The 12,971-nt window shown below is 49.3% G+C and carries 15 protein-coding genes; 11 read left to right on the top strand and 4 right to left on the bottom strand.

What is annotated here, in order from left to right; translation table 11 throughout:
• Entirely contained in the window at positions 1–417 is a 417-nt protein-coding gene (locus CWI81_RS06750) for an ATP-dependent zinc protease family protein (protein WP_126784554.1), read from the bottom strand.
• 160 nt (positions 418–577) lie between these two features.
• Here CWI81_RS06750 and CWI81_RS06745 point away from each other — a divergent pair, with 160 nt between their 5' ends.
• Positions 578–1,312 (top strand): EAL domain-containing protein, encoded by a 735-nt coding sequence (locus tag CWI81_RS06745; protein WP_126784553.1) that lies wholly within the window; start codon positions 578–580, stop codon positions 1,310–1,312.
• On the opposite strand, the gene CWI81_RS06740 is transcribed toward CWI81_RS06745, so the two are convergent.
• Positions 1,309–1,995, bottom strand: coding sequence for a DUF2982 domain-containing protein (locus tag CWI81_RS06740; protein ID WP_126784552.1), 687 nt, complete (start codon positions 1,993–1,995; stop codon positions 1,309–1,311). The two genes, CWI81_RS06745 and CWI81_RS06740, sit on opposite strands and share 4 nt — an antisense overlap.
• The gene (gene mutH / locus CWI81_RS06735; protein ID WP_126784551.1) at positions 1,985–2,665 is read right to left on the bottom strand and encodes a DNA mismatch repair endonuclease MutH; all 681 of its coding nucleotides are present in this window, start codon (positions 2,663–2,665) and stop codon (positions 1,985–1,987) included. The genes CWI81_RS06740 and mutH overlap by 11 nt, the downstream gene beginning before the upstream one ends.
• A gap of 79 nt (positions 2,666–2,744) precedes the next feature.
• On the opposite strand from mutH, the gene rppH reads away from it, so the two are divergent.
• From rppH to tcdA, 8 genes are read left to right on the top strand one after another with little or no spacing between them, the layout of a single operon-like run.
• A complete protein-coding gene (gene rppH, locus CWI81_RS06730; protein WP_126784550.1) occupies positions 2,745–3,272 on the top strand; it encodes an RNA pyrophosphohydrolase in 528 nt (175 codons plus the stop codon).
• A gap of 3 nt (positions 3,273–3,275) precedes the next feature.
• Positions 3,276–5,546 carry a phosphoenolpyruvate--protein phosphotransferase gene (gene ptsP / locus CWI81_RS06725; protein WP_126784549.1) on the top strand — a complete coding sequence of 757 codons (2,271 nt, stop codon included), beginning with the start codon at positions 3,276–3,278 and terminating at the stop codon, positions 5,544–5,546.
• 1 nt (position 5,547) lies between these two features.
• Entirely contained in the window at positions 5,548–6,339 is a 792-nt protein-coding gene (locus CWI81_RS06720; protein ID WP_126784548.1) for a sulfite exporter TauE/SafE family protein, read from the top strand.
• 9 nt (positions 6,340–6,348) lie between these two features.
• Positions 6,349–7,152: a prolipoprotein diacylglyceryl transferase gene (lgt, locus tag CWI81_RS06715; RefSeq protein WP_126784547.1), complete on the top strand. Its 804-nt coding sequence runs from the start codon at positions 6,349–6,351 to the stop codon at positions 7,150–7,152.
• A complete protein-coding gene (locus tag CWI81_RS06710; RefSeq protein ID WP_126784546.1) occupies positions 7,149–8,015 on the top strand; it encodes a thymidylate synthase in 867 nt (288 codons plus the stop codon). Before lgt ends, CWI81_RS06710 begins: the two co-directional genes overlap by 4 nt.
• Positions 8,016–8,023: 8 nt before the next feature.
• Positions 8,024–9,040, top strand: coding sequence for a response regulator (locus CWI81_RS06705; RefSeq protein WP_126784545.1), 1,017 nt, complete (start codon positions 8,024–8,026; stop codon positions 9,038–9,040).
• Between the two features lies 1 nt (position 9,041).
• A complete protein-coding gene (locus tag CWI81_RS06700) occupies positions 9,042–9,458 on the top strand; it encodes a PAS domain-containing protein (protein ID WP_126784544.1) in 417 nt (138 codons plus the stop codon).
• The gene (gene tcdA / locus CWI81_RS06695; protein ID WP_126784543.1) at positions 9,448–10,224 is read left to right on the top strand and encodes a tRNA cyclic N6-threonylcarbamoyladenosine(37) synthase TcdA; all 777 of its coding nucleotides are present in this window, start codon (positions 9,448–9,450) and stop codon (positions 10,222–10,224) included. The genes CWI81_RS06700 and tcdA overlap by 11 nt, the downstream gene beginning before the upstream one ends.
• Positions 10,225–10,684: 460 nt before the next feature.
• Here tcdA and CWI81_RS06690 read toward each other — a convergent pair whose 3' ends face one another.
• Positions 10,685–11,038: a SufE family protein gene (locus CWI81_RS06690; protein ID WP_126784542.1), complete on the bottom strand. Its 354-nt coding sequence runs from the start codon at positions 11,036–11,038 to the stop codon at positions 10,685–10,687.
• A 140-nt stretch (positions 11,039–11,178) separates the two neighbouring features.
• On the opposite strand from CWI81_RS06690, the gene CWI81_RS06685 reads away from it, so the two are divergent.
• Both CWI81_RS06685 and CWI81_RS06680 read left to right on the top strand, forming a co-directional pair.
• Positions 11,179–11,928, top strand: coding sequence for an electron transfer flavoprotein subunit beta/FixA family protein (locus CWI81_RS06685; protein WP_126784541.1), 750 nt, complete (start codon positions 11,179–11,181; stop codon positions 11,926–11,928).
• On the top strand, positions 11,925–12,854 hold the full coding sequence (locus CWI81_RS06680) for an electron transfer flavoprotein subunit alpha/FixB family protein (protein WP_126784540.1): 930 nt from the start codon (positions 11,925–11,927) through the stop codon (positions 12,852–12,854). The genes CWI81_RS06685 and CWI81_RS06680 overlap by 4 nt, the downstream gene beginning before the upstream one ends.
• Positions 12,855–12,971: the final 117 nt, after the last annotated feature.

Raw genomic sequence — 12,971 nt, 5'->3', positions numbered from 1 at the left:
CTATTCTCCTAGTAAGTGGGCGGCTGCCGGATCAACCATAAAGTTATGACGCATAGCTTGTCGGCCAAGCAACATTCTAAATTTCATGGTGTCCCGGTTAGTTAACGTTAATTCGACGGTTTGGTCAAACTTGCCGAGTTTTAATTGTGAACGAATAACATACCTGACCTCGGTATGTCCCCCAGAGTCGGTAACTTCACGTTGTTCGTAGACAGGAACCTGAAACGAATGCTCATACAATGAGTCCTGATGAGGATGCATATAAACGTTTAGCCATTGCTGTCCATCGCGTTCAAAAGGCTCTAATTTAAAGGCGTGTAAGCAGGAGGTCTTGGCACCGGTATCTACTTTCATGCGAATACGTTCGATACCCAGTTGCGGAAGCGACCCCCATTCTTTCCATCCCAATGTTTGCATCAAAATCTCCAGCAAATAGAAAATCCAGTCGCTTAATGCCACTATTTTTAGATTAGCGCAATCCTATTTTTTCTAAAGTGTTAAATTGATCTTCGTGTGTATAATGTTCGTTTCATACAGTAACGTGTTTATAAATTGAGCACGAGCGAGGAGGAAATAAATGGCGGCGTGCCCATCATGTGATTGCGAGACCCCGTTGGGTTTTGATATTAAAATGGCTTTTCAGCCCATCGTAAATGTTAAAACCAAGGACGTATTTGCGTTCGAAGCCTTGGTCCGTGGCAGTAACGGTGAAGGGGCTGGTGAAGTTCTATCGCGCGTTACTGAAGCCAACAAATACACTTTTGATCAAACCTGTCGGATGCGGGCAATAGAGACAGCATCGGCAATCGAACTGCCGTCGATGTTGAGCATAAATTTCATGCCAAATGCCATTTACGATCCTGAGACCTGTTTGTCGAAAACCTTAAAAACCGCACGCAAAACGGGGTTCCCGCGTGAGCGAATTATCTTTGAGGTGACCGAGCACGAACGGGTAAAAGACAATGATTTCTTGGTCGATATCTTTAAAGAATATCGTAAGCACGGCTTTTTAACTGCTATTGATGATTTTGGCGAAGGCTATGCGGGACTCAACTTATTGGCAGATTTCCAGCCTGATATTTTAAAAATGGATATCAAGCTGGTTCGCGATATCCATCGAGATCGTGTTAAACAGGCCTTATTCAAAGCAATGCACGGTCTGGCTGAAGAGTTAGGCATTTTGTTAATCGCCGAGGGCGTAGAAACCGAAGATGAATACAAGTACCTACGCGATAGCGGTGTTGAGTTAATGCAGGGTTACTACTTTCAGCGGCCTCAGATAGAAGCCTTTACGATTCCACAGTATGATTAGTCCGGAGTAGCGTCAGTCGCTTCATTGCGGCTGGCCTGCAATTTCTGTAGGTGCGCCTTAAACTCATAGACCTCCCTATCCAACGCCGTTGCACTGACATACAGGTCATAACCTAACAGGTCACGCATTTGTTCCATGCGTAAGCCAAAAGATGCAATCAGACCCTTATAAACTGTACCTGAGGGACTGACGTATTGATTGGGAATATCAAAATATTGAGAATAGTCGTTTTGGTCAGGGCGTTCATGACGCAATGCCATAGTTAGCAGCTGACGTTGCTCAAACAATAAGGCAGACGCCAGACGTGGTGATATCGAGTTCAGTACTTCGTCTACATTGTACAGACGAAAGCCTAAGAATGGCGCATCTTCCAAGTCCAGAATACGGCTCAAACGAGGAACGTCATAACGGATAATATTGTCCCAGCTGATTTCCCAACTGCCACGCCGATGCAAGTAACGAATCTGATCAGGAGTGATGACCAACGACACCGGTGGCTCAATCAGTTTACCCACTCCCAACAGCATAAAGATGAAAGCAGTGGCTCCAAAAATGACGGTAATACCGGTAGGTACCTGCTCCAGCACTAAATGAATAAACATAAGTAGCACCAACGACAATAGTCCGATGCCACAAAAGGCAATGGCGTTACGCTTGGCGTATGGAGTGACATTAAATTGCATTGAACACCTGTTGGATAATTTGTTCAGTAAAGCTCTTTTTCAGATAAAAACCGCGTGGGCGTACCTTTATTAGGCCACCATCAGGACCAATAGCGTCGGTTACTACGGAACCGTCGGCGGCTTTAGGCCTTATTTGTAGGGCCGTGCCCTGGCGTGCACTTATCGACTCGACCTGACCCAGCGCTATCCGGTCCATATGCTCTTCCCAATCATTTTGCAGTACCAACTGTTGCTCAGCCGATGGCTGCCAGATAAACGCACTACCGACCACTCGGTCGGCCAACGGTATTTCACGACGTCCGTCTATGGGTAACCATAAGACACATTGTAATTTATTACGCACATTACTGGTGTTCCAGTTTACTCCATCAAGCTGAGTTAAGGGAGCAACGCAAACAAACGTAGTTTCCAGCGGTTTACCGGCTGCGTCGACGGGCAGGGTCTTGAGCTCAACGCCCAGTTCCGGAAAGTCCTGAATCGGTTTTGAACCAGCGGTGGCGCCCAGATAATGTTCAAGTAACATCCCAACCCACCCTTTGTCGCGGCGCAGATCTTTTGGAATAGGTAGCCGCGCGTTTGCCGCCAGATCAGCAAAACGCTGGCCAGCCAGAGCACTGGCGCGCTCAAATAATTCATCAATGGTGTCAGGACGAGAAAGAGCCATTGTCATATTTACCCGTAAATCGTTTGCCCAACGCGGGCCTTTATGGAAAAATCAATGCTAACAGAGAATAATTGAGGATGCTCGAGTGATAGATGCAGAAGGATTCCGGCCAAATGTGGGAATCGTCATCTGTAACGGGCATGGGCAGGTATTTTGGGCTCGCCGAATTAACCAGCACAGCTGGCAATTTCCACAAGGTGGAATTGATGACGGCGAGACTCCTGAACAGGCGATGTACCGCGAACTTTGGGAAGAGGTCGGGTTAAAGCCAGAGCAGGTTGAAATTCTGTACACCAGCCGTCACTGGTTGCGCTACCGATTGCCAAAACGGCTTATTCGACGCGAACAACGGCCCATGTGTGTTGGTCAGAAGCAAAAATGGTTTTTATTACGGCTAAAATGCCGTGAGGAAGACGTTGACGTATTAAAATCCGGTCACCCGGAGTTTGACGGATGGCGCTGGGTCAGTTTTTGGTACCCCGTGCGGCAGGTAGTGTCATTTAAGCGCGATGTCTATCGGCGTGTGATGAAAGAATTTGTCAGTCACGCGATGCCTTTTTCCAGCGGCGGACGCTCGTCACGTCACCACCGTGCTAATAAACGAAGACGCTAAGTTATGTTGATAACACTGCAGCGAATCGTAGAAACCGTCAATAAGTCGCCAGATTTTAAGCTGGCGCTGCATACGATGGTGGGTCAAGTTCGAGAAGCTCTGGGTACAGATAGCTGCAGCGTGTTTATTGCCGATGACGATACTCATCAGTTTGTTATGACCGCCAGTGATGGACTCAGTGCCGCGCAGGGTGAGCAAGTCAGAGTCGATTTTGGTGAAGGCATTATTTCGTTGGCGGCACAGCGAGAAGAACCACTGAATATTGCCGACGCCAGTCGGCATCCAGCCAACAAAAAACTGACAGAAACGAATGAATCGGAATACCGAGGGTTATTAGCAGCACCGATTATTCACCGGCGTAAAGTGCTGGGTATTATCGTGGTCCACCAAAGTGAGGCTAGAAGCTTTACCCGAGAAGAAGAAGCCTTTGTAGTGACACTGGCTGCTCAGTTAGCAGTGGTTATTGCACACGCTAGCTCTAAAGGCCTGCTGGCCAACGAAAACTCGCCCTGGATTCATAGTTTGCAAGGACTGCCCGGTTCGCCCGGAGTGGCTATTGGTGATGCTTATGTATCGCGACCGGAAGTCACACTTAAAGAAATATCGCCGCAGCGCACAGACAAACCCCAACATGAAATTCGGAAATTTCGACAGGCCGTAGCGCGGACCAGAGCCGATTTAAAACATCTGTCAGAACGGATGTTGGGACAAGTGCCGGATGACACTCTGGCGATATTCGATGTTTATCAGGGAATGCTGGACGCCGCCAGCCTGGGTAATGCTGTTGAGTCAATGATCAACGATGGCTGGCGTGCGCAAACGGCACTGAAGCATGTAGTTGAGCAGTTTATTGACCAGTTTGAAGCTCTGGACGACTCCTATTTGCGCGAGCGTGCCACCGACGTGCGCGACATTGGTCAGCGAGTTTTACTGCACCTGCAAAAACGACAGCGCAAGGCTCGGCAATTTCCCGAAGATGGCATCTTAATTGCCGATGAAGTGACAGCGTCAATGCTGGCTGAGTTACCTCAGGAAAAGATCGCAGGTATTATTTCGCTGCGGGGGTCGAGCAACTCTCATGCAGCTATTATGGCCCGGAGCGTGGGTATACCAGCGGTGCTTGGTGTGGATGACATCGAACTGCACTTTTTTGCTGAGAAGCAGCTGATTGTTGATGGCTACACCGGAGAAATATACATAAACCCTCCACCTCAGGTGAGAGAGCAATACCAGCACCTGGCTGAAGAGGAAGAAGAACTTAAGCAGGTTGTTAGCCAACATGCGCACTTGCCCGCCGAAACTCAGGACGGCCAACGTGTCAGTTTACACCTGAACCTTGGGTTAGATCTGAAACAGTCCTATTTACAAGGACTGAACATCGATGGCATTGGTCTGTATCGCTCTGAAATACCTTTTATGATGCGTGACCAGTTGCCGACCGAAGATGAGCAGGTCGAGATGTACACCGAAGTGCTGGAGCAGTTTCCCGATAAGCCAGTGGTGATGAGGACGCTTGATGTTGGCGGAGACAAACCCTTACCGTATTTATCGCTGCAAGAAGACAATCCTTTTTTAGGCTGGCGCGGCATTAGGCTAACACTCGATCATCCGGAAATATTTTTGGTGCAGGTACGAGCCATGCTTCGCGCCAGTATTGGTCGTAGTAATTTACGTATTTTACTGCCAATGGTGACCAGTGTTAGCGAAGTCGAAGAAGCCTCGCGGCTAATTAAACAGGCCTATTTTGAAGTGGCTGAAGAGCAGGGGTGTGCGGTCGGTATTAATCTCGTGCAGCCGCAGCTTGGTGTGATGATAGAAGTTCCGGCGATTATTTATCAGTTACCTGCACTGGCTAGTAAAGTCGACTTTTTCTCCGTCGGCTCTAACGATTTGACGCAATATTTGCTAGCGGTGGACCGTAATAACCGACGCGTAGCAAATTTGTACGATGCCTACCATCCCGCGGTATTGGCCAGTCTCGACGAAATCGCCCGGCGGTGTGAGGAACTGGGTAAGCCAGTCAGCGTCTGCGGTGAACTGGCCGGCGATCCAGGCGGAGCCTTGCTATTGGTGGCAATGGGTTATCGTCAGCTCAGTATGAACAGCTATAACATCGATAGAGTGCGTTGGATCTTACGCAACGTCCGCTCAAGTACCTTGCAGGTTATGTTGGCAAAAGCACTGCAAGCTCGACATCCCGAACAGATTCGAAAAATGATTTCGAATAAAATGGAAAGTATTGGGCTCGGTGGCTTTGTAAGGGCAGGTAAATAAGATGGAACTTGGCCTTTGGCTTTGGTACTTGGGGGGCGGCGCTCTGGCGGGGCTGCTGGCTGGATTGCTTGGTATCGGCGGTGGTTTGGTGGTGGTTCCGTTATTGATTTACTTGCTGCCAATTGTTGGGGTCAGTCCAGAGCTGGTGGTGCCTAGTGCCATCGCAACCAGCTTAGCAACGATTTGTATGACCACTGCATCGGCAGCACTAACACACGCGCGCACCGGCTTGCTGGATAACTTTTGGTTAATTAGAGTGCTGCCAGGGCTAGCAGTTGGTGCTGTGCTTGGGGCTTATCTGGTTACGGTCGTCAATCCGGACTGGCTGAAAGTGATTTTCGCGCTGGTGTTAGTGGTATTATCGATTCGTATGTTGGTGCCAGTTCCTGAGGGCGAGCCTAAGACAACAGTATCAAAACGCTTGCTGGCAGTAGGGGCAACAGCGATTGGTACCTTGTCAGGGTTGGTCGGTATTGGTGGTGGTGCGCTTACGGTGCCATTTTTGCAACGAGTTAGGCTACCGGTACATCAGGCGATAGCGATCTCGTCGCTGGGCAGCTTCGTTATTGGCTGTAGTTCGGTGGTCATGTTTATTGTCAGTGGCTGGGTGTCTAACGCCGGCGATGGTGCATTAGGCTTAATTAATGTGCAGGCCTGGGTTGCTCTATCGATGGCTTCGGTACTACTGGCCCCGGTCGGTGCAAAATTGGCGCACCGATTGCCGATTAAATTATTACGTCGCTTCTTTGCCGCTTTTTTAGTGGTGGTCGCTATTAACTTATTAATAAAGTAGGAGAGAACAGTGCCCCCGACGGATTTTTGGCAGTTTCCAGCAATAGACCCGGTTATCATTGGTTTTGGCCCACTTGCTATTCGTTGGTATGGGCTTGCCTATTTGGCGGGGTTTGCGTTTGCCTATTGGTGGGGTAATCGTCAGGCTGAACGCAGTCAGCATTGGAATAAACAGCAGTTCTCGGATTTACTGTTTTGGTGCTTTTTAGGCGTTATTATCGGCGGTCGCTTTGGTTACGTCCTGTTTTATCAATTTGAACGCTTTATTCAGGATCCTCTTTATTTGTTCATGATCACTGAAGGGGGGATGTCATTCCATGGCGGCCTGCTCGGTGTCATTGGCGCCATGTATCTTTACGCCCGCTTTAAGCAACGGAAGTTTCTACAGGTCAGCGACTTTATCGCACCGCTGGTACCGATGGGGCTATTTTTCGGCCGTATCGGTAACTTTATCAATGGCGAACTATGGGGCCGCTCAACAGACGTGCCCTGGGCAATCGTGTTCCCGAGTGGTGGCCCTGTTCCGCGTCATCCGTCACAACTTTACGAGGCTATACTCGAGGGTTTGTTATTATTTGGCTTATTGTGGTGGTATCAGAAAAAGCCTCGTGGAGTCGGCGCGGTCAGTGGATTATTTCTGCTCGGCTACGGCGTAGCACGTTTTGTCGTCGAGTTTTTCCGTGAGCCAGATGCCCATCTTGGGTTGCTATCCCTCGGTATGTCCATGGGTCAGTGGTTGACCATACCAATGATTATCTTGGGTATTGCGTTAATTGTTAACGCGGGCAAAAAACAGCAGGCTGAGCAGTTATGATTAATCGCCCTGAACATCAATATTTAGAGCTTTGCCGCCGCATTGTTGAACAAGGTACGTGGGTTAATAATGAACGTACGGGAATTAATTGCCTAACGGTTGTAAATGCCGATCTGGAATATGATGTTGGCAATAACGAGTTTCCGCTAATTACTACCCGAAAAAGCTTTTACAAAGCCGCGATAGCAGAATTATTAGGCTACTTAAGAGGCTATGACAGCGCAGCCCAGTTTCGCGAGATAGGCTGTAACACCTGGAATGCTAATGCCAACGAAAACCAGGCGTGGCTGAATAATCCTCACCGTAAAGGCGAAGATGATATGGGGAGGGTTTATGGCGTGCAGGGACGCTCCTGGCAAAAGCCTGATGGTAGCCACTTAGATCAGCTGCAAAAAGTTATCGATAATTTAACCCGAGGAATCGATGATCGAGGCGAAATTATCAGCTTTTATAACCCCGGCGAATTTGAGCTAGGATGTCTGCGCCCGTGCATGCACACACACACGTTTTCGTTATTAGGCGATACTCTGCACTTAACGTCTTACCAGCGTAGTTGCGATGTGCCGCTAGGTCTTAATTTTAATCAAATACAGTGCTTTGTGTTGCTGGCGCTGGTGGCTCAAATCACCGGTCACAAGCCGGGCATGGCGTACCATAAAATTGTTAACGCCCATATTTATGAGAACCAGCTATCGCAGATGCGTGATGTACAGCTTAAGCGGCAGCCTTATGCGGCGCCAAAGTTGACCATTAATCCAGCAATTAAATCGTTGCAGGATATTGAGACCTGGGTCAGTCGCGATGACTTTTCAGTCAGCGATTATAAGTCTCACCCGCCGATTAAATATCCGTTTGCAGTATAGAGAAAGTTATGACATTGCGAGTCACTATTTGCGACGACTCAGGGATGGCGCGCAAGCAATTACTACGAACCCTGCCTAAGGATTGGGATGCTCAAGTCTATCAGGCTGAGCATGGGCAGCAGGCATTAGATCGAGTCAAGGCCGGTAACGCCGAAGTCTTGTTCCTGGACCTAAATATGCCGGTGATGGATGGTTACCAAACATTAGAAGCCATTCAACAGCAGCAGCTTCAGTGTCTGGTGATTGTGGTGTCCGGCGACATTCAGCCACAAGCTCATAGTCGTGTTACAGAGTTGGGCGCCATGGCGTTCGTGAAAAAGCCGATGGGAGGTGGCGAACTGCGTGAGTTGTTGCAGCAGTTCGGTCTGTACCAGCCAGCTTCCGGTCACTTGCAACTGGTGGACGAGCAACAAGACCAGCCCGAGAATCCGCTGGATGTTTATCGCGAAGTCAGTAACGTGGCGATGGGCCAGGCTGGTGACCATTTAGCGCGAGTTTTAGATACTTTTATTGAATTACCGGTGCCTAATGTCAATTTTATTGCTCCGTCGGAATTACATATGGCGCTGCAAACTATCGACAACACTGAACGCGTGTCAGCCATTAGCCAGGGCTTTGCGGGCAGCGGTATTCTTGGCGAAGCACTCACCTTATTTAGTGACACATCGATTGACGATGTCTGCCAGCTATTAGGTAGTCAGCTTAGTGGCTCTTTACGGCAGCAACGAATAGAAGCACTAATGGATATTGCTTCTATTATCTCGTCGGCTTGCCTGAATGGTCTAGGGCAACAATTACATGTCGACTTTACCGCCTCACAACCTGTGTTGTTGGGTGAACATAAAGCGGTTAGCGAACTGTTGAAAGAGTCAGAGCAGCGTTGGCAAAATATTCTGGCCATCGAAATTGGTTATCAACTGCAGCAACATCAGGTAGGTTTTGATTTACTGTTATTGTTCCCGGCTGACGCTGTTAAAGTGCTTGATCAGCAATTAGCACATTGGCTGGCGGGGCAGGAGGACTAACATGACCGAAATGGATGAGTTGCACGCCAAAATGAGTATCCTCGGTGCGATTGATGTCGGCATCGTCGTGCTGGACAGGGACTATCGGATTAATATGTGGAATGAGTTTATGCAGAACCACAGCGGTCTGCGGCCCAGTCAGGTGCGCGATAAAAACCTATTTAAAATGTGCCCTGAAGTCGATCAGGCGTGGCTGGAGCGCAAAGTAGAGCGAGTCTGGGAGCTTGATGCACGGGTATTTATTACCTGGGAACAGCGGCCTTATGTGTTTCGCTTTCGCAACAGTCGGCCGGTCAGCGGGTATAGCGAGTGGATGTATCAAAATCTGACTATTATTCCGCTGCATAATACCCGCGGCGAGGTCTATCAGGTGTGTTTAATTCTTTATGATGTGAGTGAGCAGGTTCGTGAGCGATAAAACAGCAGAAGCCTTTGGCGGTACCGAACGTGTTTACGGCAAAACCGCATTAACTGCTTTTACCCAAACCCATATTGTGGTGGCTGGCCTGGGCGGTGTTGGCTCGTGGGCAGTTGAGGCGCTGGCGCGCAGTGGCGTCGGAAAGCTTACTCTCATCGATCTGGACGATATTTGCGTCAGTAATATCAACCGCCAGTTGCCAGCAACCTTCGATACGGTAGGGGAACTAAAAACAGAAGTGCTAGCTGAGCGTGTTAAGGCGATCAATCCTCAATGCCAGGTGACCGTTATTGATGACTTTTTATTAGCGGACAATTTTGATCAACACCTGACTGGCGCCGATGCTGTGCTCGATGCCATTGATAGTGTTAAAACCAAGGCGGCGTTGGTGGCCTGGTGTAAACGTCGAAAAATACGACTGGTGGTTTGTGGTGGCGCTGGTGGGCAAATCGATCCCACTCAAATCCGGGTCTCAGATTTGGCCAAAGCTAAACAGGACCCATTATTAGCCAAGGTTCGTTCCGATCTACGCCGTAATTATGGTTTTTCAAAGAACCCCAAACGCAAATGGGGTGTCGACTGCATATATTCCGAGGAGCAACTGCGCTATCCCATCGTCAGTGGCGAGCAAGCCGGAGAAGTTACCCTGCAAAAGCCCGGTAGCGGGAGCGCACCCATGAATTGCTCCAGCGGCTTCGGCGCCGCCATGACCGTCACCTGCAGCTTCGCCATGCACGCCGTCGCCGTTATCTTACGTCGGCTGTGATACCCGATAAAAATCGGCATCGTGGACGCGAATAGCGGTATTTCATAGCGGCCGCCGAGGAACACGAATGGCTCCGCCCCATCGGCAAGCCGATGGCTACCCACGATCTGAACGATATCCAGGATGGCTGGGGATGCTGCTTTTTGAACCAAGGTCGGTGTTAAAATCTCGATGCCCTCGGCTACCGGAAAACACCTTCATATCGTCGGTAGCCTTCGGCTCGCCGAAGGGGCAGGAGGTCATCGGTTACCCCGATGATCGGATCCGTCGCACCTTCACCCGACATCCTCGGTGCGGATAAAAAAACCTCCACCCGGCATCTGCGATCCCTCAGAATCCCGTTTTTGAACAACCATCGGTGTTAAATGCACCAATGCCCACGGCTACCGGAAAACACCTTCATATCGTGGGTAGCCTTCGGCTCGCCGAAGGGGCAGGAGGTCATCGGCCACCCCGTCAATCAAGCCCGTCGCGAAAGCTCGCGGGCGACCTGGGTGAGGCCGTTTGTGCGTGAGGGGGTTAGGTGGCCTTCGAGGCCTTCTTCGCGAAATAAAGCATCGATATTAAATTGCCGGATAGCTTGTTGGGGCTTACCGTCTAAGCGTTGTTGAATCAAGGCTAACAGACCTTTAATAATGCGCGATCCGCTATCAAACCGAATCACCACCGCATCCGGATCAGAATTGTCCACGTATAACCAGACCTTAGCCTCGCAACCGCTGACAAGGTGCTCGTCATCCTTAGCGGAGTCCGGGTATGGAGAGAGCTCTCGTGATAGTTTTACTAAGCGGCGGTATTGCTGTTCCCAGTTCAAAACGTAAACTCTCCCTTACATTCGATAAACTAAATTGTCGCATAACTTGTGAGATCGATGCTAGTTAAGGATAATAACGACTATCTAACAGCAAATCACAAGAGTAACTTTTACAAAAGTTCCAACAAAAGGAAGTTAACATGAAGATACTTGTCGCGGTGAAGCGCGTTATTGACTACAACGTCAAGGTACGCGTTAAGCCAGATCAGTCAGATGTCGATTTGGCCAATGTCAAAATGGCCCTCAACCCGTTTTGCGAAATCGCGGTAGAAGAAGCGGTACGGCTTAAAGAAGCGGGTACAGCGGATGAGGTTGTGGTGGTGTCGATTGGGCCTAAAGCAGTTCAGGAACAACTGCGTACTGCATTGGCGTTGGGCGCTGACCGCGCTATTCAAGTCGAGACCGATGATATGCCGGACTCGCTGTCAGTAGCCAAGATTTTAAAAGGTGTGGTCGAGAAAGAAGGCCCGGATATGGTAATACTGGGTAAACAGTCGATCGACTCGGATAACAACCAAACCGGACAAATGCTGGGTGCATTAACTGGTATGCCGCAGGGTACTTTTGCATCAAAAGTAGAAGTGGGTGACGGCTTTATTAACGTCACGCGCGAAGTTGATGGTGGTCTGCAAACGGTTAAACTGAACCTGCCAGCCATTGTTACTACCGACTTGCGCCTTAATGAGCCACGTTACGCTTCGTTGCCAAACATTATGAAGGCCAAGCGTAAGCCTCTGGAAACTATCAGCACTGACGATCTAGGTGTCGAAGTTAAGCGCAGCGTTAAGTTACTTAAAGTTGAGACACCGGCAGAACGCAGTGCAGGTGTGAAAGTGGCTGACGTCGATGAACTTGTCGAAAAATTGAAAAACGAGGCCAAAGTACTATGAGTATTTTAGTAGTTGCAGAACACGACAATAACGCCGTTGATCCGGCAACGCTGAAGACCTTGGCAGCCGCACAAAAAATTGGTGGTGATATTCACGTTTTGGTCGCTGGCATGGGTTGTTCAACAGTTGCAGAAAATGTCGCCAAAGCCGAAGGCGTCAGCAAAGTATTATTGGCCGACAATGCTGTTTATGAGCATCAGTTAGCCGAAAACGTGGGTGCTTTGGTTGCAGAATTGGGCAAGGGTTATAGCCATGTGCTTGCGCCGGCCACCACAACGGGTAAAAACTTTATGCCACGCGTAGCGGCGCTGCTGGATGTAGCCCAGGTATCTGACATTATCTCCGTTGAAAGTGACGATACCTTTAAGCGTCCGATATACGCAGGTAATGCGATTGCCACGGTGCAGTCTGAAGATGCGATTAAGGTCATCACTGTCCGTGCAACGGCGTTTGACGCTGTGGCGGCCGAAGGCGGTAGTGGTAACGTCGAAAGTATTGATAATGCGATTGATAACGATAAGTCTGAGTTCGTCGGCGAACAGCTGGCTGAGTCAGAGCGGCCTGATCTGACCGCGGCTGAAATCGTTATTTCCGGTGGCCGCGGTATGCAAAATGGCGAGAACTTCAAACTGCTTGAAGATATCGCTGATAAGCTCGGTGCTGCGGTTGGCGCATCAAGAGCTGCGGTTGATGCGGGCTTTGTACCGAACGATATGCAAGTTGGACAAACCGGTAAAATTGTCGCCCCTCAGTTGTATATTGCTGTCGGTATCAGCGGCGCTATCCAGCATTTAGCGGGCATGAAAGACTCTAAAATCATCGTTGCTATTAATAAGGACGAAGAAGCACCCATCTTTCAGGTTGCCGACTATGGCTTAGTCGCTGATTTATTTGAAGTGCTGCCAGAATTAGAGCAAAAGCTGTAATCGCACTTCTCCTGCCTGTTAAGACGCTGCCTGTATTAAAACTCTGATAAAAGGCAGCGTCATTTTCCTCACTTTTCGCGCCGATACACTTGCATATTTTTAACTCATCGGACATGA

Origin of the sequence: Idiomarina seosinensis, assembly GCF_003987275.1 — a bacterium.
GTDB lineage: Bacteria > Pseudomonadota > Gammaproteobacteria > Enterobacterales > Alteromonadaceae > Idiomarina > Idiomarina seosinensis.
This window is presented reverse-complemented; position numbering and strand designations above follow the sequence as displayed.

Excerpts from the sequence above, each read along its gene's own strand:
- CWI81_RS06710 (WP_126784546.1), top strand. The coding sequence starts at position 7,149 with ATGATTAATCGCCCTGAACATCAATATTTAGAGCTTTGCCGCCGCATT.
- CWI81_RS06750 (WP_126784554.1), bottom strand. The coding sequence starts at position 417 with ATGCAAACATTGGGATGGAAAGAATGGGGGTCGCTTCCGCAACTGGGT.
- CWI81_RS06700 (WP_126784544.1), top strand. The coding sequence starts at position 9,042 with ATGACCGAAATGGATGAGTTGCACGCCAAAATGAGTATCCTCGGTGCG.
- CWI81_RS06745 (WP_126784553.1), top strand. The coding sequence starts at position 578 with ATGGCGGCGTGCCCATCATGTGATTGCGAGACCCCGTTGGGTTTTGAT.
- CWI81_RS06685 (WP_126784541.1), top strand. The coding sequence starts at position 11,179 with ATGAAGATACTTGTCGCGGTGAAGCGCGTTATTGACTACAACGTCAAG.
- ptsP (WP_126784549.1), top strand. The coding sequence starts at position 3,276 with ATGTTGATAACACTGCAGCGAATCGTAGAAACCGTCAATAAGTCGCCA.
- CWI81_RS06705 (WP_126784545.1), top strand. The coding sequence starts at position 8,024 with ATGACATTGCGAGTCACTATTTGCGACGACTCAGGGATGGCGCGCAAG.
- CWI81_RS06720 (WP_126784548.1), top strand. The coding sequence starts at position 5,548 with ATGGAACTTGGCCTTTGGCTTTGGTACTTGGGGGGCGGCGCTCTGGCG.
- mutH (WP_126784551.1), bottom strand. The coding sequence starts at position 2,665 with ATGACAATGGCTCTTTCTCGTCCTGACACCATTGATGAATTATTTGAG.
- CWI81_RS06740 (WP_126784552.1), bottom strand. The coding sequence starts at position 1,995 with ATGCAATTTAATGTCACTCCATACGCCAAGCGTAACGCCATTGCCTTT.
- CWI81_RS06680 (WP_126784540.1), top strand. The coding sequence starts at position 11,925 with ATGAGTATTTTAGTAGTTGCAGAACACGACAATAACGCCGTTGATCCG.